Source organism: Kitasatospora sp. NPDC056800, from assembly GCF_042789775.1.
Lineage (GTDB): Bacteria > Actinomycetota > Actinomycetes > Streptomycetales > Streptomycetaceae > Kitasatospora.
The window spans coordinates 36,349-57,194 of the sequence record NZ_JBHUAL010000028.1 but is presented as its reverse complement, the minus strand read 5'-3'; the positions used below and the strand labels follow the sequence as shown (position 1 = coordinate 57,194).

At 74.3% G+C, this 20,846-nt stretch carries 20 protein-coding genes; 9 read left to right on the top strand and 11 right to left on the bottom strand.

Annotated features, from left to right (window positions below):
- Positions 1-53: 53 nt before the first annotated feature.
- Genes ACFRQN_RS09645 through ACFRQN_RS09635 form a run of 3 tightly spaced genes read right to left on the bottom strand, consistent with a single transcriptional unit; the run spans position 54 to position 2,967 of the window.
- Positions 54-539 carry a copper chaperone PCu(A)C gene (locus ACFRQN_RS09645; protein ID WP_380739471.1) on the bottom strand — a complete coding sequence of 162 codons (486 nt, stop codon included), beginning with the start codon at positions 537-539 and terminating at the stop codon, positions 54-56.
- Positions 536-2,809 (bottom strand): heavy metal translocating P-type ATPase, encoded by a 2,274-nt coding sequence (locus tag ACFRQN_RS09640; protein ID WP_380739469.1) that lies wholly within the window; start codon positions 2,807-2,809, stop codon positions 536-538. Before ACFRQN_RS09640 ends, ACFRQN_RS09645 begins: the two co-directional genes overlap by 4 nt.
- Positions 2,806-2,967: a hypothetical protein gene (locus ACFRQN_RS09635; RefSeq protein WP_158077736.1), complete on the bottom strand. Its 162-nt coding sequence runs from the start codon at positions 2,965-2,967 to the stop codon at positions 2,806-2,808. The genes ACFRQN_RS09640 and ACFRQN_RS09635 overlap by 4 nt, the downstream gene beginning before the upstream one ends.
- 231 nt (positions 2,968-3,198) lie before the next feature.
- On the opposite strand from ACFRQN_RS09635, the gene ACFRQN_RS09630 reads away from it, so the two are divergent.
- Positions 3,199-3,654 (top strand): hypothetical protein, encoded by a 456-nt coding sequence (locus tag ACFRQN_RS09630; RefSeq protein WP_074003709.1) that lies wholly within the window; start codon positions 3,199-3,201, stop codon positions 3,652-3,654.
- 13 nt (positions 3,655-3,667) lie between these two features.
- On the opposite strand, the gene ACFRQN_RS09625 is transcribed toward ACFRQN_RS09630, so the two are convergent.
- Positions 3,668-4,069: an NTP pyrophosphohydrolase gene (locus tag ACFRQN_RS09625; protein WP_117486644.1), complete on the bottom strand. Its 402-nt coding sequence runs from the start codon at positions 4,067-4,069 to the stop codon at positions 3,668-3,670.
- A gap of 142 nt (positions 4,070-4,211) precedes the next feature.
- Between ACFRQN_RS09625 and ACFRQN_RS09620 the strand changes: the two genes are divergently transcribed.
- Positions 4,212-4,991, top strand: coding sequence for an MBL fold metallo-hydrolase (locus tag ACFRQN_RS09620; RefSeq protein WP_375873666.1), 780 nt, complete (start codon positions 4,212-4,214; stop codon positions 4,989-4,991).
- Positions 4,992-5,007: 16 nt separating this feature from the next.
- Here ACFRQN_RS09620 and ACFRQN_RS09615 read toward each other — a convergent pair whose 3' ends face one another.
- From ACFRQN_RS09615 to ACFRQN_RS09605, 3 genes are read right to left on the bottom strand one after another with little or no spacing between them, the layout of a single operon-like run.
- The gene (locus tag ACFRQN_RS09615) at positions 5,008-5,421 is read right to left on the bottom strand and encodes a PPOX class F420-dependent oxidoreductase (protein WP_117486643.1); all 414 of its coding nucleotides are present in this window, start codon (positions 5,419-5,421) and stop codon (positions 5,008-5,010) included.
- Positions 5,422-5,474: 53 nt separating this feature from the next.
- On the bottom strand, positions 5,475-6,260 hold the full coding sequence (locus tag ACFRQN_RS09610; protein WP_380739466.1) for a DUF4239 domain-containing protein: 786 nt from the start codon (positions 6,258-6,260) through the stop codon (positions 5,475-5,477).
- A gap of 19 nt (positions 6,261-6,279) precedes the next feature.
- Complete coding sequence (locus tag ACFRQN_RS09605) at positions 6,280-7,656, bottom strand: D-alanyl-D-alanine carboxypeptidase family protein (RefSeq protein WP_380739464.1); 1,377 nt, start codon at positions 7,654-7,656, stop codon at positions 6,280-6,282.
- A gap of 233 nt (positions 7,657-7,889) precedes the next feature.
- Here ACFRQN_RS09605 and ACFRQN_RS09600 point away from each other — a divergent pair, with 233 nt between their 5' ends.
- The gene (locus ACFRQN_RS09600) at positions 7,890-8,087 is read left to right on the top strand and encodes a hypothetical protein (RefSeq protein ID WP_049660802.1); all 198 of its coding nucleotides are present in this window, start codon (positions 7,890-7,892) and stop codon (positions 8,085-8,087) included.
- Between the two features lie 36 nt (positions 8,088-8,123).
- Here the strand turns inward: ACFRQN_RS09600 and ACFRQN_RS09595 are convergent, their stop codons facing one another.
- On the bottom strand, positions 8,124-8,939 hold the full coding sequence (locus ACFRQN_RS09595; protein ID WP_380739462.1) for a TetR/AcrR family transcriptional regulator: 816 nt from the start codon (positions 8,937-8,939) through the stop codon (positions 8,124-8,126).
- A gap of 81 nt (positions 8,940-9,020) precedes the next feature.
- On the opposite strand from ACFRQN_RS09595, the gene ACFRQN_RS09590 reads away from it, so the two are divergent.
- From ACFRQN_RS09590 to ACFRQN_RS09580, 3 genes are all read left to right on the top strand, one after another.
- On the top strand, positions 9,021-9,872 hold the full coding sequence (locus tag ACFRQN_RS09590) for a siderophore-interacting protein (RefSeq protein WP_380739460.1): 852 nt from the start codon (positions 9,021-9,023) through the stop codon (positions 9,870-9,872).
- A 346-nt stretch (positions 9,873-10,218) separates the two neighbouring features.
- On the top strand, positions 10,219-13,653 hold the full coding sequence (locus tag ACFRQN_RS09585; RefSeq protein ID WP_380739458.1) for a S8 family serine peptidase: 3,435 nt from the start codon (positions 10,219-10,221) through the stop codon (positions 13,651-13,653).
- 169 nt (positions 13,654-13,822) lie between these two features.
- A complete protein-coding gene (locus ACFRQN_RS09580) occupies positions 13,823-14,791 on the top strand; it encodes an alpha/beta fold hydrolase (protein ID WP_380739456.1) in 969 nt (322 codons plus the stop codon).
- A gap of 43 nt (positions 14,792-14,834) precedes the next feature.
- Here the strand turns inward: ACFRQN_RS09580 and ACFRQN_RS09575 are convergent, their stop codons facing one another.
- The 3 genes from ACFRQN_RS09575 to ACFRQN_RS09565 form a co-directional block, all read right to left on the bottom strand.
- Positions 14,835-16,292: a VWA domain-containing protein gene (locus tag ACFRQN_RS09575; protein WP_380739454.1), complete on the bottom strand. Its 1,458-nt coding sequence runs from the start codon at positions 16,290-16,292 to the stop codon at positions 14,835-14,837.
- Positions 16,289-17,170: an AAA family ATPase gene (locus ACFRQN_RS09570; RefSeq protein ID WP_380739452.1), complete on the bottom strand. Its 882-nt coding sequence runs from the start codon at positions 17,168-17,170 to the stop codon at positions 16,289-16,291. The genes ACFRQN_RS09575 and ACFRQN_RS09570 overlap by 4 nt, the downstream gene beginning before the upstream one ends.
- Before the next feature lie 193 nt (positions 17,171-17,363).
- A complete protein-coding gene (locus tag ACFRQN_RS09565; protein ID WP_049650670.1) occupies positions 17,364-18,032 on the bottom strand; it encodes a hypothetical protein in 669 nt (222 codons plus the stop codon).
- A 585-nt stretch (positions 18,033-18,617) separates the two neighbouring features.
- On the opposite strand from ACFRQN_RS09565, the gene ACFRQN_RS09560 reads away from it, so the two are divergent.
- The 3 genes from ACFRQN_RS09560 (at position 18,618) to ACFRQN_RS09550 (ending at position 20,722) form a co-directional block, all read left to right on the top strand.
- Positions 18,618-19,346, top strand: coding sequence for a TetR/AcrR family transcriptional regulator (locus ACFRQN_RS09560; protein WP_380739450.1), 729 nt, complete (start codon positions 18,618-18,620; stop codon positions 19,344-19,346).
- Between the two features lie 186 nt (positions 19,347-19,532).
- Positions 19,533-20,189: a DUF6230 family protein gene (locus ACFRQN_RS09555; RefSeq protein WP_380739448.1), complete on the top strand. Its 657-nt coding sequence runs from the start codon at positions 19,533-19,535 to the stop codon at positions 20,187-20,189.
- A gap of 2 nt (positions 20,190-20,191) precedes the next feature.
- Positions 20,192-20,722, top strand: a complete 531-nt coding sequence (locus ACFRQN_RS09550; protein WP_241852985.1) for a DUF6114 domain-containing protein — start codon at positions 20,192-20,194, stop codon at positions 20,720-20,722.
- Positions 20,723-20,846 lie beyond the last annotated feature (124 nt).

Here is a 20,846-nt window from a genome sequence, read left to right as displayed (position 1 = left end):
CCGCGGATCCTTCCGGTCCGCGGGACACGCCCTGACGTTTTCAGCGCGCCCGTTCAGCGCGGCCGTTCGGCCGCCGGCAGCACCTGGGCGGCGAGCCGCAGCGGCGGGCTGTGCCGGAAGGTGAGGGTGAACTCCACCCACTGGCCGGCCCGCAGCGGCGGCGGGTCGGCGATCATCAGGTCCGCGTCCTCCGGGGTCATCCGCAGCTCGCCGCGGCCCGGCACCGGCAGCGCCGGGGCCGGCTCCCAGCGGCCCGCCGCGCCCTGGTGCAGGTGCCGCTTCAGGGTGATCCGGCCGCCGAACTCCCAGCTGGCACCGGTCAGTTCGTCCGGTATGTCGCCCGGGTTGCGGATCGTGAAGAAGGCCGCCGTGGCGGAGGCCGCGCCGGCCGTCGGCAGCAGCACCCAGCCCGGTCCGGCCTCCACCGGGCGGTCACGGCCGGCCCCGCCGAACGCCGTCCACCCGGTGAGCAGGGCCAGGGCCAGCGCCGCCGCGCCGACCGGCGGGCCGACCGCCCCGAGACGCTGCCAGGCCTTCACCGTCGTCCTCCCTTGCGCTGTCCCCGTCCCTGCCCCTGTCCCTGGCCCCTGCGCTGTCCCCGCCCCGGTTCCCAGGTGCGCAGCCGCAGGCTGTTGCCCACCACGAGCAGCGAGCTGAGCGACATGGCGACCGCCGCCAGCATCGGGTTGAGCAGTCCGACCGCGGCCAGCGGGATCAGCACCAGGTTGTAGCCGAAGGCCCAGAGCAGGTTGGCCCGGATGGTCGCCAGGGTCTGCCGGGCCAGCCGTACGGCGTCCACCACCGCCTCGATGTCGCCGCGCACCAGGGTCAGCCCGGCCGCGCCGATCGCGGCGTCGCTGCCGGAGGCCAGCGCCACCCCGAGGTCCGCCGAGGCCAGTGCCACCGCGTCGTTGACGCCGTCGCCGACCACCGCGACCGTCCGTCCGGCGGCGCGCAGTTCGGCCACCACCTCGGCCTTGCGCTCGGGGGAGGCCGAGGAGTGCACCCGCTCGATGCCCAGCTCGGCGGCCACCGCCCGGGCGGCGCCGGGGCCGTCCCCGGTCAGCAGTACGGTCTCCAGGCCCAGTCCGCGCAGCCGGTGCAGGGCCCGCCAGCTCCCCGAGCGCACCGTGTCGCCGACCGCCAGGACGGCCGCCGGCCGCTCGTCCAGCTCGACCACGACGGCCGTGCGGCCCGCCTCCCCGGCCTGCGCCACCGCCTCGGCCAGGGCCAGCGGCAGCGCGGCGTCGTCCGGCCGCCCGACCCGGACGGCCCGGCCCTCGACCGTCCCGGACACCCCGAGCCCGGTGGCGGCCGCGAAGCCGGTCACGGCCGGCAGCGGCCCGCAGCGCTCGCGGGCCGCCGCCGCGACGGCCCGGCCGATCGGGTGTTCGGAGCGGTGCTCGACCGCGCCGGCCAATCGCAGGGCCTCGTCCTGCGTGGGACCGTCCGCGGTGATGACGGCGGTCAGTTCCATCCGGCCGGTGGTCAGCGTCCCGGTCTTGTCCATCACCACCGTGTCCACCCGGCGCAGGCTCTCCAGCACCTCCGGGCCGCGCACCAGCACGCCCAGCTCCGCTCCCCGCCCGGTCGCCGCCAGCAGCGCCGTCGGCGTGGCCAGCCCGAGCGCGCACGGGCAGGCCACCACCAGCACCGCGACCGCCGCCGTCACCGCCGCCTGCGGGGCCGCGCCCGCGCCCAGCCAGAAGCCCAGCACGCTCGCCGCGACCGCCAGCACGCAGGGCACGAACACCCCGGCCACCGCGTCCGCCAGCCGCTGCGCCCGCGCCTTGCCGGCCTGGGCCTCCGCCACCAGCGCGGTGATCCGGGCCAGTTGGGTGTCCGCGCCGACCGCCGTGGCCCGCACCACCAGGGCGCCGCCCACGTTCACCGTCGCGCCCGCCACCCGGTCCCCGGGGCCGACCTCGACCGGCACGCTCTCCCCGGTCAGCAGGCTCAGGTCGAGTGCCGAACCCCCGTCGACCACCACCCCGTCGGTGGCCACCCGTTCGCCCGGCCGCACCACGAACTCCTGCCCGGGCAGCAGCAGTTCGATCGGCACCAGGCGCTCCTCGCCGTCCGCCCCCCGCAGGCACACCTGCTTGGCGCCCAGCTCGGCCAGCGACCGCAGCGCGGACCCGCTGCGCCGCCGCACCCGGCCCTCCAGCAGCCGCCCGGCCAGCACGAACAGCGGTACGCCGACCGCCGCCTCCAGGTACACGTGCGCGGTGCCGCCGCCGTCGGCGGTCAGCGAGAAGGGCATCCGCATGTCCGGATCGCCCGCCCCGCCGAGGAACAGCGCGTACGCGGACCAGCCGAAGGAGGCCACCACACCCAGGCTGACCAGGGTGTCCATGGTCGCCGCCGCGTGCCGCAGCCCCCGCAGGGCGCGGAGGTGGAACCCGGCCGACCCCCAGGTCACCACCGGGACGGCGAGCGCGAAGCAGACCCACTGCCAGGCGGTGAACTGCGCCGACGGCACCATCGACAGCACCAGCACCGGGACGGCCAGCAGGGCGGTGACCAGCAGCCGCCACCGCTCGTCCGGCTCCTCCGCCGCCACCCCGACCGGCGCCCCCGCGGGCAGCGGCTCGGCGGTGTAGCCCGCCCGCTCGACCGCCGCCACCAGCTCCGCGACCGGCACCCCGGCCGGGTGCAGCACCCGGGCCCGTCCGGTCGCCAGGTTCACCCCGGCCGTCACCCCGTCGATCCGGGCCAGCCGCTTCTCCACCCGGCCCACGCACGCCGCGCAGGTCATCCCGCCGACCGCCAGATCGGTGGCGACCACGGGCTCGGCGACGGCGCTCACCGCATCCCGCCCATGCCGTGCCCGTCCATCCCGGGCGACGCGCCGCCCCCGCTACCGGGCCGCAACCCGGGCGCGACCGGGCCGACCTGGCGCCCCACCCCGTAGGCCACCACGAACACCACCACCAGCAGCAGGACGAACCCCGCCAGCACACTCAACGGCCGGACTCCCGGCGACTTCGCACTCACCCCCCAGCAGTCGGACGGGCGACGCGGTTGGTTCCCGTACGTTCCGGAACCGGTTCCCGTACGTTCCCGAACCGGCGGTGCCAGGCCGCTCCGCCGGGCGGCGCCCCGGCGGGTGTCCCTTGTCAGTGGGGCGTCGTAGGTTTGCTCCGCACGCCGAACACCGGGCGTGCGGACCGAGGAACACCGAAGGGGGAACCAGCGATGAAGCGTACGGGGAAGCACGGCTTCGCGGCGGTGGCCGGGGCGGTGGGGGCGGTGCTCGCCCTCGCCGGGACGGCGGTGGCGCAGCCGGCCGGGAGCGGGGCCGAGGCGCCCGCCGCGGTTCCCGGCCAGCCGGGGACGGGCGAGATCCTGCCGCACCCGGGGCCGGAGGGGCTGATCTGGATACCGGACTGGATCGGCGACGGCGGCGCCGTGACGGCCTCGGTGAACCCGTCGCAGCCGTTCACGTTCACGCTCGGCTGCCGGGGCGGCGGCTCGGTGGACGTGCACATCGGCGGCGCGGCGCCGGTCGACTTCACGGTCCAGTGCCCGGTCGACTCCACCGGCGTCGGCTCGGTGGAGGTCCCCGCCCGCCCGGGCCGGGACCTGCTGTTCACCGCGCACACCTCGGACCCGTCGATCCACTGGGGCATGTACGCCACCCAGGCCGACTAGACATATCGCAGGGCTACGGCCGAACGCTGCGCGGCCCGATGGCGGTGGCACCCGACACGCCGACCCGGGCCCGCAGTTCGCGGTCGGCGGTGGCGACCAGGCAGGTGCGGGCGGGGTCTCGGGTCTTCTCGGCCCGGACCAGCTCCACGATCCGGTCGTCGCCGCTGCCGCTCGCCGCCACCACCCGTACTCCGGGCACGCCGTCCACCCCCCGGGCCGCGCCCTCGACGACCAGCACCACCTCCAACGGGCCGGGGTGCTCCGGCACGCCCCGTTCGGCGACGGCCACCAGCGCGTCCCGCAGCCGCTCGGCGGCGCCCCGCCGGTCGCGCCACCAGCCGTCCGGCACCGATCCGACCACGTTCGCGCCGTCCACCACCAGCAGCGGGAGCGGTCCGGCCTCGTTCTCGTCCATGGCCGCCAGCCTGCCACGCCGCCCGGGCGGGTTCCGCGGCGACCGGTCGGAGCCGCGCCGCTCGGCCGAACCGGCGACGCGGGCGGCATGTCCGGTGCCGCCTGAGCGCCGGCCCCGGGCGGCTCGGGTAGGCAACGGGCCCATGGACACACGCATCGACGAGATCGCCGAACGCATCTACCGGATCTCGACCTTCGTCCCGGAGATCGCCCCGCCCGCCGGGTTCACCTTCAACCAGTTCCTGGTCGACGCCGAGGAGCCGCTGATCTTCCACACCGGGATGCGCTCGCTGTTCCCGGCGGTGTCCGAGGCGGTCGGCCGGGTGCTGCCGGTGGAGCGGCTGCGGTGGGTGACCTTCGGCCACGTCGAGGCGGACGAGTGCGGGGCGATGAACGAGTTCCTCGCCGCGGCCCCGCACGCGCGGGTCGCGCACAACACGCTCGGCTGCCTGGTCTCGCTGAACGACCTGGCCGACCGCCCGCCGGTGCCGATGGACGACGGCGAGGTGCTGGACCTCGGCGGGCGCCAGGTGCGCCGCCGGGTGCGCAACATCAACACCGCGCACGTGCCGCACGGCTGGGAGGCGCGGGTGCTGTTCGAGGAGCAGACCCGCACCCTGTTCTGCGGCGACCTGTTCACCCACCTCGGCAACGGGCCCGCCGTCACCGACGCCGACCTGGTCGAATCGGCCCTGGAATCCGAGGGGCTGTTCCGCCAGACCTCCTGCCTGACGGCCGCCGCGACCGCGCTGCGCTCCCTGGCCGAGCTGCGCCCGCGCACCCTGGCGGTGATGCACGGCTCGTCCTTCCACGGCGACGGCGCGGCCGCGCTGACCGCCCTGGCGGACGGGCTGGAGGAGCGGTTCGGGCCGGAGTCGGGGTTCGTCGGGCTGCCCAGCGCACTGGCCGGCCCGCACCCGTAGCCCGGTCCGTCAGCGCTCAGTCCGTCAGCGTGATCCGGATGCCGACGGTGCCGCGCTCGCCGCGCCGCAGCCGGCTGCCGAGCAGGGTGAGCACGCCGAGCAGGCCGTACTTCTGGCGCAGCAGGGTGCGGTAGGCGGCGGTGCGCTCGGGGCCGAGGAGCTCGGCGGTGGCGGGGTACTGCTCGCCGGTCGGGCGGCCCTTGACGTCGCACGGGCCGACCAGCACGTCGGCGCGGTTGCGGATCCGCTTGACCTTCCAGGAGTCCGCGACGGTCCAGACCCCGAGCGCCTCCCCGTCGCGCACCACCCACACCGGGGTCGGCACGGCGGTGCCGTCCTTCCTGTACGTGGTGACGAGCAGGTAGCTCCCGGAGGAGAGCTGGACGATCCGGGCGAGCCGGTCCGCGGCGGAGGGGTCGGGCGTGGTCATGGCCGGAAGTCTAGAGGGCCCCGGGCACCATCCCGGGCAGCGGAGACGGGCGGTCACCAGAACTGCGCCAGCGCGCTCTCCTTGAAGGGCGTCGGGCTCACGCTGAGGTCCCCGGCGAAGGGCCGGTCCAGTACCAGGACCAGCAGCAGGCTGAACCCGATCAGCGCGGCCACCGAGCCGACGAACAGCAGCCGCACCTTCGGGCTGCGCAGCCCGTACAGCAGGGTCAGCGCGAGGATCACCAGCGCGCCGCCCACGATCAGCACCTGGAGCAGGACCGGCAGTTCGTTGCGGCTCTCGTTGATCCGGTCCCGGCGCTGCCCGACCGCGTCGTTGAGGCTGCCCAACGCCTCGGTGTAGAAGGCCTGTTCGGACTGGGACTGGGGCTCGTACTCGCGCAGCACCTGGTACATCCGGTCCACCTTGGCGGCCGTCACTGTGAAGTCGCCGCGGCCGGCCCTCATCAGCGGCCACTGCTGCTCGACCACGGCGTGCACGTAGTCGTGGATCGAGGCGTTCACGGCGGTCTGGACGTCGGGCGGGAAGGCCTTGGCGTCGCGGGCGATCTGGGAGATCGACGTCGCCTCGGTGGAGACCACCTTCTGGGTGTCCTGGAGCTCGGTCCACAGGTTGACGATGACGAAGGCGAGGATGATGCCGTAGATCGCCCCGAACATGCCGAGCACCACGCCGACCATGTCGTTGTTCTCGCCACCGGTGAGGGCGGGGAAGCGGCGGGTGGTGAGGAGGCTGCAGGCCACGGCCAGGACGACGAAGCCGCCGACGACCAGGAACGTGAGCTCGGTGGTGGAGAAGTGGTTCAGCAGCCAGAGTTCCACGGCCGTCCGTCCTCGCCGGTCAGTCGGGTGTGGTCCCGCGGGGCCCGCGGGTGGTACGGGGAGGCCCGCCGGTCCGGGCGGTGCGGAGCAGGGTGCGGGCGCGGCGGGTGAGGCGGTGCCGGCCGTGGCCGCCGACGCCGGTGGCGCCGGTGGCGCCCCCGACGGCGGTCGCCCCGCCCCCGTCGTACGCCGCGGCGGACGCGGCGGACGCGGTGCGGCGGCGGGCGGTGACGCGGGCGGTGGCCCAGGCGGCGAGGGCGGTGGCGAGGACGGCGGCGGTCCAGACGGCGGGGGCGAGGCCCGAGCCGGAGCCGCTGGTCAGCGGCGGACGGGACCAGGGCGGCAGCTGCTCGCCGGCCTCGGCCCCGCCAGCGGCGGCGGACGGCCCGGCGGGGGCGGGGGCGGCGGTGTCGTCGACCAGCTTGCCGACCGGCTGGACCTTCCCGGCGGCCGCGAAGCCCCAGTCGAGCAGGCTGGCGGCCTCGTCGTAGACCCTGCCCTGCGCGTCCGGGTGCATCACCGTGACCAGCAGGGTGCGGCCGTCGCGTTCGGCGGCGCCGGTGAAGGTGGCGCCCGCGTTGGTGGTGTAGCCGTTCTTGACGCCGATCAGGCCGGGGTACTTGCCGAGCAGCCGGTCGGTGTTGGCGATGTCGAAGCTGGTGCGCTGGCCGGTGAGCTTGTCCAGTCCGCCGGGGAAGCGCGCGGTGCGGGTGGCGCAGTAGGAGCGGAAGTCGGCGTTGCGCAGCCCGGCCCGGGCGAAGAGCGTGAGGTCGTAGGCGGAGGAGACCTGGCCGTCCATGTCGTAGCCGTCGGGGGAGACGACCTTGGTGTCGCGGGCCTGGAGCGCCCGGGCGCGCTCCTGCATCTCGGTGACGGTCTGCTGGATGCCGCCGTTCATGTGGGCGAGGACGTGGACGGCGTCGTTGCCGGAGCTGAGGAAGACGCCCCGCCAGAGGTCCTCGACCCGGTAGGGCAGGTTCTCCTTGACTCCGACCAGGCTGCTGCCGGCGCCGAGGCTGGCGAGCTCGGTCGTGGTGACCTTGTGCTCGGTGGTGCGGTCGAGCTTGGGCAGCACGGTGTCCGCGAACAGCATCTTGAGGGTGCTGGCCGGGGGCAGCGGCAGGTGGGCGTCGCGGGCGGCGAGCACCTCGCCGGTGGCCGCGTCGGCGACCAGCCAGGAGCGGCCGGTCAGGTCGGACGGCAGCGCGGGCGCCCCGGCCAGCGGCGCGACCTGGACGGCCGGGTGGCCGAGCCGCTCCCCGCCGACGGCGGGGACGGAGTCCTGGGCGAGGGAGGCCGGGGCGGTGACGGCGAGGACCAGGACGGCGCAGGCGGCGGCTCCGGCCGCGGTCACGGCGGCGGAGGGCGACTTCAGGGGTGTGCGGGTGGGGAACACACGGCGAACGTACCCGCGCCGCCGCCGGGCCGCCGGGCCTGCTGCTCCGTCCGGAGCCGGGCTGAGCCGTCCGGAGCCGTCCGGAGTCGGGCCGGGCCGTCCGGAGCCGGGCCGGGCGGTGAGGAACCGTCCGGAGCCGGGTCGGAGCCGCGCGGAAGGGACGACTTTGGTGGCGTCGGCCCGCACCGAAAGTCGGATGTCCGGCGGAGGGCCGGATTCCTAGGCTCGGGAGCATGAAGACCCTGCTCGGCTACCTCGGCTCCGTGTTGATCGTCGGCGGCGCCTCCGGCCTGCTGTCCACCTGGATCGAGGGCTTCCGGCTGTTCGGCTTCGTCCGGGTCCTGGTGCCGGCCGGCCACGAGATCGCCGGGTACTCCACCCTGGTGGTGCTGGGTGTCCTGCTGGCGCTCCCCGCCGCCCGGCACGGTTAGCGGATGCGCGGCAGGGCTGGAACGCGCCCGGCACGGTCAGCGCACGCCCTGATCGTCTGAGGGCGCCCCCGCCGCGATGCCGTCGAGCAGGACGGCGAGCCCGGCGCGGAAGGCCTCCCGGTGGCCGTCCTCGGGGGCGCCGCCGCCGGTGCTCTGCAGGGCGACGAGCAGGGGGAAGCGTTCCGCGAAGTCCGGTGCCAGCTCGGCGAGTCGGGCGGAGCGGGTGGCCCACCAGTCCTCGTCGGCGATCCCGGTGGCGGCGGCCGCGCCGCGCGCGTCGGCGGTGGTGGCGGCCAGGCCGCGGACGAACTGCCAGAGCGCGGCGACCGCCCCGCGCAGCCGCGCCGGTGCCAGGCCGGCCGGCCGCAGTGCGCGCAACAGCGCCTCCATCGCGGCGAGTTCGGCGGGGCCGAGGACCGGGCGGGCTTGCGAGACCTGGAGTACCCAGGGGTGGCGCAGGTAGCAGGCGTACAGGGCCTCGGCCCAGGCGGTGACGGCTTCCCGCCAGGTGTCGGCCACCGGGAGTCCGCCGGGGAATTCGGCGGGAACTCCCGAGGGGGGTTCGGTGGCGAGTTCGGCGAGCGCCCGGTCGTGCATCAGGTCGAGCAGTTCGGCCTTGCCGGGCACATAGGTGTAGAGCGCCATCGCGGTGCGGCCGAGCCGTTCGCCCACGGCGCGCATCGACAGCGCGGCCATGCCCTCGGCGTCGGCCACCGCGATTCCGGCGGACACGATCGCGTCGACGCTCAGGCCCGGCTTGGGGCCGCTGCGCCCGGCGCGCGGCTCCTCGGGCGCGCCCCAGAGCAGGGCGAGCGCGCGGTGGGCGTCGCCCTGTCCGGCGTAGACGGTCATCCGACATCTCCTTATGGCGTAAAGTATCGCTCCGACGGCAACTCTTTATGCCGTAAGGTTACCAATCGAAGGGGTTTCGCGATGACATTGCCCGTCACCTTCGTCGAGGTCGTCGAGGTCCGCCGGATCACACCGCGCACCGCCCGGATCACCTTCGCCGCCGAGGAACTCCCCGACGCCGTCGGGACCGCCCCGGACCAGCAGCTGAAGCTCTGCTTCCCGCGCCCCGGGCAGCGCGAGCCGGTGCTGCCCGCCCGGCAGGACGACCCGATGGGCTGGTACCAGGCCTACCTGGCGATCCCGGAGGCCGAGCGCCCGCTGCTGCGCAGCTTCACCCTGCGCGGCCGGCGGCCCGGCGCCCGGCTGGTCGAGATCGACTTCGTGCTGCACGGGGACTCCGGCCCGGCCGCCGCCTGGGCGGAGCGGGCCGCGCCGGGGGACCGGCTCGGGATGGTCGGCCCCTCCGCCCTGTACGCCCCGCGGGTTCCCTTCGTCGAGGCCGCCACGGAGGCCGACTGGGTGCTGCTGGCGGGCGACGAGACCGCGCTGCCGGCGCTCGCGACGCTGCTCGGGGTGCTGCCCGAGGGGGTGCGGGCGTACGTGTGGATCGAGGTCGCCGACCAGGCGGAACGCCAGGAGCTGGAGAGCCGCGCCGAGCTGGAGGTGGAGTGGCTGTACCGCGACGGCGCGGCCCCGGGCACCGTGCTGACCGAGGCGTTCCGGGACGGCGTGCTGCCCGGGGGTGAGCCCTTCGTCTGGCTGGCCGGGGAGGCGGGGGCGGTCCGGGAGGTCCGCCGGCTCCTGATCGAGGAGCAGGGGGTGCCGAAGGAGGACATCGACTTCACCGGCTACTGGCGCCACCGGCTGACCCAGGACGACGCGCCCACCGCCGAGGACCTGGCGGACGCTCAGGAGCGGCTGGCCGGCGCCTGAGGCCGGGCCGGGCGTCCCGTGGCGGCTCCCGTCGCGGGGCGCCCGGGCGCCGTGGCGGCCGTTTCGCCGGGCGGCGGCGTGGGAAGGGAGTCCGCCGGGGCTCTCCCGTGCCGGCCGTCCGGATCCGGTAAGGGCCGATCGGCTGAAAGATGCGGATTCGACCCGATTTCCTCTCCGAATTTTACTGATTGATGGTCAACTTTACTTTCTGATGGGGATTTACCCCCTTGTCGTGATCCTCTCAGGTGCGTTGGAATGCGTCAGCTGTCCATCTGACGAGAGGATTTATATGATCGGCTGGCGGAAAACCCAGCTAGCGGCCGCCGTCACGGTGACCGCCGCGTCCATGGTCCTGAGCCTCGGGACCATCGCGACCGCGGCCCCGGCCCCCGAACCGCAGAACGCCCAGGCGGCGTCCACGGACGGGTCCCCGGTGCCGGTGATCGTCATCATGAAGGACCAGATCGCGGACGCCCCGGCCGACCACGGCCACCTCGGCGCCCGGCAGCAGAAGACCGCCGACGCACAGGCGCCGCTGCTGAACAAGGTCAAGGCCGGCGGCGGCACCGATATCAAGAGTTTCGTGGTCGGCAACGCCTTCTCGGCCACGGTCAGCCCCGCCCTGCGGGCCCAGCTCCAGGCCGACCCGGCCGTCTCCTCCGTGGTGGCGGACGCCCAGGTCCAGGTCGCCCCGCCGGCCGCCGCCAAGGCGAAGGCGGCCAAGGACACCGCCGCCGCCAAGGCGCCCAAGGCCGACGCCGCTCCGCAGGCCGTTTCGGGCAGTAACGGCCAGGGGGCGGAGGAGAACGCGACCAACACGGTCTGCCCCGCCGACCCGGCCAAGCCGCTGCTGGAGCCCGAGGGCCTCTACTCGACCCGGGCCGTCACCGGCAACGGCAAGCCCGGCGTTGAGGACCTCGCCACCGGCAAGGGCGTCAAGGTCGCCTACATCGCGGACGGCCTCGACCCGAACAACCCGGACTTCATCCGGGCCGATGGCTCGCACGCCGTGGTCGACTACCAGGACTTCGCGGGCGACGGCTGGGACGCGCCGACCGGCGCGGCCGAGGCCTTCGGCGACGCCTCGGCGGTCATCGCCCAGGGCCGCCAGGTCTACGACGTCTCCAAGTTCGTCAACTCCTCGCACCCGCTCCCGGCCGGCTGCAACATCCGCATCCGCGGCCTCGCTCCGGACGCCGACCTGGTCGCGCTGAAGGCCGGCGGCGAGATGATGTCCAACTCGTCGATCCTCCAGTCGATCGACTACGCGGTGCGGGTCGCCCACGTGGACGTGCTGAACGAGTCCTTCGGCGGCAACGTCACCCCGGACAGCGGCGCGCACGACACCATCTCGCTCTTCAACGAGCAGGCCGTCAAGGCCGGTGTCACCGTCGCGGTCTCCACCGGTGACGCCGGCCTCAGCGGCACGATCGGCACCCCGGCCACCGACCCGTCCGTGATCGCGGTCGGCGCCTCGACGGACAACCAGAACTACCAGCAGACCGGTTACGCGGCCTCCCAGTTCTCCAACAAGACCTGGAGCAACAGCCGCATCTCCGCGCTCTCCTCGGGCGGCTTCACCCAGGCCGGCCGGACCGTCGACCTGGTCGCGCCGGGCGAGTCGGACTGGGCGCTGTGCACGCCCGACACCAGCAAGTACACGGACTGCACGGGCTACAACGGGCAGCCCTCGCCGATCCAGCCGTTCGGCGGCACCAGCCAGTCGGCCCCGTTCGTCACCGGCGCCGCGGCCCTGGTCATCCAGGCCTACCGCGACACCCACGGCGGCGACTCGCCCGCCCCGGCGCTGGTGAAGAAGTTCCTCACCGGCACCGCCACCGACCTCGGCGTGCCGGCCGAGGAGCAGGGCGCCGGCCTGCTGAACGTCCGCGCCGCCGTCGAGGCCGCCCGCGGCTACGACGACGGGGATGGCACCGACGGTGCGAAGACCGTCGTGGTCAACACCGGCCAGGTCGACATCGCCGGCGCCCCCGGCTCGACCCACACCGCCGACGTGTCCGTCACCAACACCAGTGACAGCACCCAGACGGTGAGCGCCACGACCCGCGGCTTCGCGCCGCAGTCGAGCAACCGGCAGACCGTCCAGCTGGACCCGTCCTCGAAGGACACCTTCAAGTACGCGACCAACGGCGCGGACTGGGTGCAGAAGCAGGTCAAGTTCACCGTCCCGGCCGGCGCCGACCGCCTCGCGGCCTCGATCGCCTGGCAGGGCGCGCCCAACCCGGTCACCAACGGGCCGGTGGTCCGGATGACGCTGCTCGACCCCTCGGGCCGCTTCGAGACCAACACCCGTCCGCAGGGCGGCGCCACCCCGGCCGACTTCGGCCTGGTGGACGTCCCGCACCCGGTGGCCGGCGAGTGGACCGCCGTCCTCTACACCCCGGCCGGTCAGGCCGGCTACAACGGCGCCGTCGAGCTCGGCACCGCCACCCAGCGCGCGGTGCCGGCCGGCGCCGTGAGCCCCGGCACCACCGACCTGAAGCCGGGCCAGACCAAGACCCTCAAGGTCCAGCTCACCACCCCGGCCACCAGCGGCGACTCCAGCGAGGCCGTCCTGGTCTCCGGCTCCAACGGCAACACCACCAGCGTCCCGGTCGTGCTGCGCAGCCTCGTCCCGGTCAACCAGGGCAAGGGCACCTTCACCGGCACCATCACCGGCGGCAACGGCCGCAGCGCCTCGCCGACGCAGAGCTTCTCGTACGCCTTCGACGTCCCGAAGGGCCAGAAGGACCTGCGGGTCGGACTGACCGTCGGCAAGGACCCGAAGCTGCTCATGCAGGGCGCGCTGATCAGCCCGAACGGCACCCCGGTCGACATCGAGGGCAACGGGCAGTTCGACGCCCAGGGCAACCTGGCGGGCACCGGCAACGGCGTCTCGGCCACCGCCGTCAACCCGGCCGCCGGCCGCTGGCGGTTCGTCCTGAACGTGCTCGGCCCGGTCAGCGGCCAGGAGCTCGCCCAGGACTTCACCGGCACCATCGCGTTCAACCAGAACCAGGCCACCGCGGCCGGCCTGCCCAACGACGCCCACACGAAGCTGGCGGCCGGCAAGCCGGTCACCGTCCAGGTGAACTACACCAACAACACCGTCGCGACCCAGCGGATCGCGGCCGACGGCCGGCTGGACCGCCGGGTGGACGTGCCGCTGGTGCCGCAGGGCACCTCGGCGACCGTCACCCTGCCGCTGAGCCTCAGCTCCGCGGTGCCGTCCTTCCTGGTGCCGCCGGGCACCGACCGGCTCAAGGCCGTGGCGGCGTCCTCGACGCCGGCGCAGATCGAGCTGAGTGCCACCACGGGCTCGCCGGACCTGTTCGGCGACCTGAAGAAGGCCCAGGACGGCTCCACCGTCTCGGTCGTCACCGACAACGGCACCGCCGAGCAGCCGGTCGTCCCCGGCACCTGGAGCACCTTCGTCCAGCAGATCGGCCCGTTCGGCACCGGCGGCGCGCCGGCCGGCACCTCCACCATCACGGCCACCGCGCACACCCAGGCCTTCGACCCGGCGCTGACCTCCAGCACCGGTGACCCGTACGCCGCCTCGGTGAACGCCTCGGCCGCGGCCGCCACCCCGGTGACCGTCGCCCCCGGCGCCACCGGCACGCTCCAGGTGACGCTGACCCCGACCGGCCCGAAGGGCAGCACCGTCAAGGGCGTGCTGTACCTGGTGTCCGGCCCGACCGGCGTGGCCACCGCCAACAACGCCCTGAACACCACCGGTTCGGTGCTCGCGGCGATCCCGTACAGCTACACCGTGAACTGACGCCACGTCAGCCGACGTCAGGCCGAGGCCGTCCCGGGGTTCCGGGGCGGCCTCGGCCGCGTTCGGCGGCCGGGGTTCCGGGGGCGGCCGACTGGGCAGGGTCGGGAGTGAACGGATGTTGTCACCGGATGTTGTCACCGGATGTTGTCACCGGATGGGGAGTTGCGAGTTGAACGACGCGATCAAGCACGGCGAGGTCGTGGTGAACGGCGTACGGCTGCACTACGCGGAGCAGGGCGAGGGGCCGCTGGTCCTGCTGCTGCACGGCTTCCCGGAGAGCTGGTACTCCTGGCGCCACCAGTTCGCGCCGCTCGCCGAGGCCGGCTACCGGGTCGTCGCGCCGGACCAGCGCGGGTACGCCCGCAGCGAGCAGCCCGAGCGGATCGACGCCTACACCCTGCTGCACCTGGTCGGCGACGTGACGGCGCTGATCGCCGCGCTCGGCGAGGAGAAGGCCGTCGTGGTCGGGCACGACTGGGGCGCGCCGGTGGCCTGGGCCGCCGCGGCGCTGCGGCCGGACCTGGTGCGCGGAGTGGCCGGGCTGAGCGTGCCGCCGCTGCCGGCCGGGCCCGGCACCCTGTCTGCGGCCCGGGAGAACTTCGGCGAGGGCTTCTATCAGATCTACTTCCAGGAGCCGGGCCGCGCCGACGCCGAGCTGGCGGCCGACGTCAAGTCCAGCCTGCGCCGCATCCTCTGCGGCATCCAGCCCGACGGCGAGCCGCGACCGTGGATCGTCCCCGAGGGAAAGAAGCTGCTGGACACCGTCCCGGAGCCGGAGAGCCTGCCGGACTGGCTCACCGACGAGGATCTCGACGTGTTCGCCGCCGACTACGCCCGGCACGGCGAGAACGCCTTCACCGGGGGCCTCAACTGGTACCGCAACATCGACCGGAACAGCGAGCTGATGACGGCGTTCGTCGGCCAGCGGATCGACGTGCCCGCGCTGTTCGTGGTCGGCGAGCGGGACCTGGTGAACGCGATGATCGCCCCGGAGGCGGTCCAGTACCTGCTGACGCACCTGACGCCCCGGCTGCACCGGCACGTCCGGCTGCCGGACACCGGCCACTGGACGCAGCAGGAGCGCCCGGCCGAGGTCACCGAGGCTCTGCTGGACTTCCTGGCGCACCTGGACAAGTAGCCGGCGGGAGCACCGGGCGCGGCCTCGGGGGCCGCGCCCGGTGTCAGACCGGCAGGAGGCGGGCGATCAGCTCGCCGAGGCGGCGGGCGTTGCGGCAGGAGTGCATCTCCACCACGCCCGCGTAGACGAGGGCGGCGGAGTCGCCGGTCGGCCAGAGCGAGGGCTGTTCGGGGTTGAGCCAGAACACCCGGCGGGCCCGGGCGGCGATCCGGCGCAGCGCGTCCGGGTTGGGGTCGCGGTGGTTGTTCCTGGCGTCGCCGAGGACCAGGACGCAGGTGCGCGGGCCGACGGCGTCCAGGTGCCGCTCGGCGAACTCCCCGAGTGCGGAGCCGTAGTCGCTGTTGCCGTGGTAGCCCGTGACCTCGGCCTCGGCGAGGATCCGGGCGGCCAGGCGTGCCGGGTCGTCGCCGCCGCGCAGCAGGCCGGTCACCTCGGCGGTGCGGTTGACGAAGGCGAACACCCGGACCTTGCTGAACTGTTCGCCCATCGCCTGCACCAGCAGCATGGTGAAGTCGGCGAAGCCCGCCACCGAGCCGGAGACGTCGCACAGCAGCACCAGCTCCGGGCGGGCCGGGCGGCGCCGCCGGTACGCGGGGCGCAGCGGCACCCCGCCGGTGCCCAGCGAGCGGCGCAGGGTGCGGCGCAGGTCGATCTCGCCGCGGGCGGCGCGCCGGCGCCGGGTGGCCAGCCGGGTGGCCAGCTTGCGGGCCAACGGGTGGACGGTGCGGCGCAGTTCGGCGAGCTGGTCGCGGCCGGCGTAGAGGAAGTCGACCCGGTCGGCGGTGGGGGCGACGGCGCGTTCGGCGATCCGCTCGGGGCCGCGCAGCTCGGAGACCCGGCGGCGGGCCTCGCCGGCGGCCATCGCGCGGAAGTCCCGGATGCGGCGGCGGATCTCGTCGGCGAGCACCCGGTCGGAGAGGTCCCGGTCGGCGGGGCCCTGGTCGCCGGGCCGCTCGCGCAGGGCGGCGAGGACGCGGGCGAGCAGCGTCTCGGGGGCGAGCCGGCCGAGCGCCTGCTGGGCGGACCAGCCGCCGGAGCCGGGGGAGCCCCCGCTGCCGGGGGAGCCTCCGGTGCCGTACCGGCCGAAGGCCTCGATCAGCTCGCCGGCCAGCCGGGCCTGGGCGGCGCGGTCGTCGGCGGCCAGCGCGGCGGCGAGGCGCTCGCGCAGCTGCTCGCGCAGCGGGTCGGGGCGGCCGAAGCGCGGCGGTTCGGGGTCGTCGGGGACGGGCGGCGGGTCGGCCCGGACGGCCTCCGGGGTGCCGACACCGAGCGGGAAGAACAGGTCGAAGGCGGCGTCGTAGACGGTCCGTTGGGCCTCCGAGCGGAGCAGGGCGGCGGCCAGGCCGGCCCGCATCTGCTCGCGGTCGGCGAAGCCGAGGACGTCCAGGACGGCGGCGGCGTCCACCGTCTCGGCCGGGCCGATCCGCAGGCCGTGCCCGCGCAGGGCGCGGACCAGGCCGGTGAGGCGGGCGGCGGTGTCGGCCTCCCGGGGCGTCGTCATGCGAGGGTGAGCTTCTGGGCGGCCTTGCGGACGTCGTCCTGGTGCTTGAGGATCACGCCGAGGGTGTCCCGGACGACCGTCTCGTCCAGGGTGGCGGCGCCGAGCGCCAGCAGGGTGCGGGCCCAGTCGATGGTCTCGGCGACGGACGGGGCCTTGCGCAGCTCCATCGCGCGCAGCGCGCCGACCACCCGGACCAGCGACTCGGCCAGCGTCTCGTCCAGGCCGGGCACCTTGAGCCGGACGATGCGGCGCTCCAACTCGGCCTCGGGGTAGTCGAGGTGGAGGAAGAGGCAGCGGCGGCGCAGCGCCTCGGAGAGCTCGCGGGTGGCGTTCGAGGTGAGCAGCACGAAGGGGCGGCGTTCGGCGGTGATGGTGCCCAGCTCGGGGACGGTGACCTGGAAGTCGCTGAGCACCTCCAGCAGCAGCGCCTCCACCTCGACGTCGGCCTTGTCCATCTCGTCGATCAGCAGCACGGTCGGCTCCTCGCCGCGGATCGCGGTGAGCAGCGGGCGGGCGAGCAGGAACTCCTCGCCGAAGATGTCGGTGCGGGCCTCCTGCCAGCCCTCGTCGCGGCCGGCGGTGATCCGCAGCAGCTGCTTGGCGTGGTTCCACTCGTAGAGCGCGCGGGCCTCGTCGATGCCCTCGTAGCACTGGAGCCGGACCAGCCGGGCGCGGCCGATCGCGGCCACCGCCTTGGCGAGTTCGGTCTTGCCGACCCCGGCCGGGCCCTCGACCAGCAGCGGCTTGCCGAGCCGGTCGGCGAGGAAGACGGTGGTGGCCACGGAGGTGGAGGCCAGGTAGCCGGTGGCGGCCAACTGCTCGGCGGCGTCCGCCACCGAGGTGAAGAAGCCCGTGCCGTGCCCGCCGTCGTCGCTCATCCGCCTGCCCCGTTCCGGTTCGCCGTCTCCGTGCGGCGCCACCCTACCGGCCGGTCACTTCGCTGTCTCGGGGGCGGGCGTCCGGGGTCGGGGGCGGGCGTTCCGGTTCGGGGACGGGTCCGGTGCAGCGGCGTACGGCCCGGTGAGGGTGCCGTACGCCGCCGTCGTCAGGACGGGCCGCGGGGGCCCGGCGTCAGTTGACGAAGAGCGCCGGGCTGCCGGCGACGGAGCTGTCGAGGACCGGGCCGTAGGTGGCGCTGAAGTAGCCCGTCGAGAAGCACAGGCTCGGCCCGGACACCAGGGCGAACGGCTGGCCGGCGAAACCGATGGTGTTGCCGGTGTTCGAGGTGGTGCCGTTGATCCCGGTGCTGTTCTGGTAGTTGCAGCTGATGCTGCCCAGGATGGTGTTGAGCACCACGGTGGTGCCCATCACGCCGGCCGCGCCGGGGGTGAGCTTGACCGGGTTGCCAGGGGCGTCGCTGACCGTGTTGGTGAACGGCAGGCTGGTGACCGTGACGCTCTTGACGCCGGTGACACCGATGACGTTGGAGGTGCAGGAGCCGAAGGTCTGGGTGTCGAGCCGCTCGACGGCGCTGCCCGGCGCGGCCGGGTTGGCGGTGACGGTCGCCGAGAAGGAGGAGGCGGCACACTTGACGCCGGTCGACCCGGTGGCGCTGTTGTTGAAGTTCGCGGTGGTGCCGGAGACCAGGTTGGCGGTCAGCACGTCGCCGACGGCGACGTCCGGGCCGCTCGGACTTCCGGTGGTCAGGACCGCGCCGGCGGCCTGGGCGGGGGTCACGGCCGCGCCGGTGAGGGCGAGTGCGGCCAGGGCGGCGGTGGCGAGGGTGCGGCTGATGCGCATGAGGGTACCTCTCTCCGTCCGGTGGACGGGGGTGGGGGAAACCCGGCGTGCGGGTGTGGTGGTGTGCACGACGGGGGAGGGGCGTGACGGGTGCCGGAGGCTTCGCACCGGAGACGTCGTACCGTTCCCCGGGTCGCGCTCCGGGCCGCGCTCCGGTCTTCACACCGGATGCCTCGGCCCATGCCGAGGGCGGGCGGGCCCGGCGCCACGGGCCCGTCCGTGCGGTACGGCGGTGCGGACGTACGCGAGGGTGGGCGTACGGCGGTGCGGTGGAACTGCGGTGCGGTGGAGCTGCGGTGCGGCCTTGCATGTGGCCTTGCGTGTGGCCTTGCGTACGGACGGCGGCGTGGAACACCGCGGCACCGCGCCGTTCGGTCGGGGACGTGCGGTGCCGTCGGGGCCCTCGACGACTGCCACCGTCGCGGTCCCGTCCCCGCCGTGGTCCCGTGGCCCGGGCTTTCGCCCCGGTCCGCGGAGCCCCCGGAGGTCCGGCCGGTGGGCGCCTGCTGGCCCACCGGTTGGAAACCTGTCAGTGTTGTAAACCCGGTGTTCCATCAATGTCAATACAGGACACAGGAGTTGGTGATGGATCGGAAACACCTCCGCGGAGCCGACGTGGTCCTGCTGCCGGGTGCCCGGACCGGCCGCGATCCGGCCCGCTCGATCAAGCCGGGCCCGCGCCGGCTGCCCGCCGGCGTGGTCGCCGCGACCCAGCGCGATCGACTCCTGGACGGGCTGGTGCGGACCGTCGCCGAGCGCGGCTACCAGCACGCGACGATCAGCGACATCTGCCGCGCGGCGGGCGTGACCAGGCCGGTCTTCTACGAGCTGTTCAACGGCAAGGAGGACGCCTTCCTGGCCGCGCACCGGCACGGCACCGGCGTGGTGATCCGGCGGATGGCGGCGGCCTTCGCGGCCGAATCCGACTGGTGCCGGGGCATCCGGAAGGCGCTCGGCGTGATGCTGCAATTGCTGGCGGGGACACCGGCGTTCGCCACGATGGCGGTGATCGAGATCGAGGCGGTCGGTCCGGCCGGCCGCCGGGAGCGGGCCCAACTGCTGACCAGGTTCCGCTCGTTCTTCGCAGAGGTGCCCCAACTTCCGTGCGGGGTCGGGTCGAAGGAGATGGTGGACGCCGTGGTCGGCGGCGTCTACAGCGCGATCTACCGGCGGATCGACTCCGGCCGGACCGAACAACTACTGGAGCTCCTGCCGCTGTTGAGCCTGTTCTGCCTTTCGCCCTTCCTCGGCCCGGCGGAAGCGGCCGAGCGGCTGGGGGTGCGGGACTGGCCGAAGCGGGTCGCGGATTGGTGAAGATCCTTCGTGCACCTGTATTGACCCGGCCAATACCGGGCAGTAGCTTCCCAGTTACCTACCGGCGCCGACCGGTCCGCCCCGCTGCCGAGGGGCGGACAGCCCGGTCGGGCCGGGGAACGCTGTCCGCGCCAGGACAACGTGCCAAGTGCCTGCACACCCATTCCACCCACAGGGAGCACACACATGGCCATGTCCGAGGACGCCGCCACGGCGGCCGAGACCCCGCAGACGCCGAGCGGGCCGAGAAGAGGACGGGTCCGGCTGAAGCGCAGCGCCCTGATGGCCGTACCGGCCATCGCGGCCGGTGGCGTCCTGATGGCGCTCACCGCCCAGGGCGTGCTCGCCGCCCAGTTCTCCATCTCCGGCATGCCGTTCACCATCACCGCCGACAAGCTGGACGGCGAGGGCTTCGCCCAGTTCGGCTCGCTGGACTCGATGATCCCCGACAGCCCCAACGCGGGCTCCACCGGCGGCCAGGTGCTGGTCGCGGTGTCGGCGATCAAGAAGGCCGAGATCACCAACCTGTGCCAGAGCGTCGACCTCGGCGGCATCAACCTGGTGATCCACGCGGGCGACGGCGTCACCCCCGTCACCGCCTCCGACCTCACCACCGACTCCGACATGCTGTCCGGCGACGCGGAGTTCAAGAACATCGAGATCGGCGGCGACGCCAGCACGTACACCAAGGCCGGCCCGGTCGGGAAGGGCAACCCCGGCGTGTTCGGCCAGCAGGCCGACCACGTCACGCTGACCCACCTGAACCAGCACAACTACGCGAGCACCGCCGTCGGGTTCAAACTGCCGAACCTGCGGCTGAGCTTCAGCTCCACGGGCTGCTGAGCATGGCGGAGTCCGTACCGGAGCCGGCCGGCACCGGCGAGGGCACCGCGGCACGGGCCGAGGGGGTGGCCGCCGAGGGGACGGCGGCCGCGCCCGCCCAGGCCGTGGCGGCCCCCGTCGCCGAGCCCGCCGCACGCCCGGTCACACGCGACTGGCGGGGCCGGCGACCGTTCTGGGGCGGGCTGCTGGTGACACTCGGCGGCGCCGAGGTCCTGTTCACCCTGAAGGCCCCGCTGCCCGTCATCCTGCACATCGGGATGCAGGGGCTGGCCGGGTACCTGGTGCCCGCGGTGATGCTGCTGTGCGGCCTGCTGATCCTGTTCAATCCGGCGCAGCGGCTGTTCTACTCCATCCTCGCCGTGCTGGCCTCGCTGGCCAGCTGGGTCACCTCCAACCTGGGCGGCTTCGTGATCGGGATGCTGCTCGGGGTGGTCGGTGCCTGTCTCACCTTCGGGTGGCTGCCCGACCAGCCGCTGCGCCAGGGCCGGCAGCGGCGGCTGGAGCGCCGGGAGGCGCGCCGGGCAGGGGTCTGACGACGGCGGTGCCCCGGGTCCTGGTGGTAGGAGAGCACCGGGGCGCGGGGCACCCTTCCGTCCTGCCCGCCCGTTCCGGGGGTGCGTGCGCGCGATGGGGCCCGTGCGCGGTGGGGGTGCGTGC

Coding starts and splice junctions, on each gene's coding strand:
- ACFRQN_RS09550 (WP_241852985.1), top strand. CDS start 20,192: ATGGCGGAGTCCGTACCGGAGCCGGCCGGCACCGGCGAGGGCACCGCG.
- ACFRQN_RS09590 (WP_380739460.1), top strand. CDS start 9,021: ATGACATTGCCCGTCACCTTCGTCGAGGTCGTCGAGGTCCGCCGGATC.
- ACFRQN_RS09630 (WP_074003709.1), top strand. CDS start 3,199: ATGAAGCGTACGGGGAAGCACGGCTTCGCGGCGGTGGCCGGGGCGGTG.
- ACFRQN_RS09555 (WP_380739448.1), top strand. CDS start 19,533: ATGGCCATGTCCGAGGACGCCGCCACGGCGGCCGAGACCCCGCAGACG.
- ACFRQN_RS09625 (WP_117486644.1), bottom strand. CDS start 4,069: ATGGACGAGAACGAGGCCGGACCGCTCCCGCTGCTGGTGGTGGACGGC.
- ACFRQN_RS09570 (WP_380739452.1), bottom strand. CDS start 17,170: ATGAGCGACGACGGCGGGCACGGCACGGGCTTCTTCACCTCGGTGGCG.
- ACFRQN_RS09595 (WP_380739462.1), bottom strand. CDS start 8,939: ATGACCGTCTACGCCGGACAGGGCGACGCCCACCGCGCGCTCGCCCTG.
- ACFRQN_RS09600 (WP_049660802.1), top strand. CDS start 7,890: ATGAAGACCCTGCTCGGCTACCTCGGCTCCGTGTTGATCGTCGGCGGC.
- ACFRQN_RS09560 (WP_380739450.1), top strand. CDS start 18,618: ATGGATCGGAAACACCTCCGCGGAGCCGACGTGGTCCTGCTGCCGGGT.
- ACFRQN_RS09620 (WP_375873666.1), top strand. CDS start 4,212: ATGGACACACGCATCGACGAGATCGCCGAACGCATCTACCGGATCTCG.
- ACFRQN_RS09615 (WP_117486643.1), bottom strand. CDS start 5,421: ATGACCACGCCCGACCCCTCCGCCGCGGACCGGCTCGCCCGGATCGTC.
- ACFRQN_RS09575 (WP_380739454.1), bottom strand. CDS start 16,292: ATGACGACGCCCCGGGAGGCCGACACCGCCGCCCGCCTCACCGGCCTG.
- ACFRQN_RS09565 (WP_049650670.1), bottom strand. CDS start 18,032: ATGCGCATCAGCCGCACCCTCGCCACCGCCGCCCTGGCCGCACTCGCC.
- ACFRQN_RS09585 (WP_380739458.1), top strand. CDS start 10,219: ATGGTCCTGAGCCTCGGGACCATCGCGACCGCGGCCCCGGCCCCCGAA.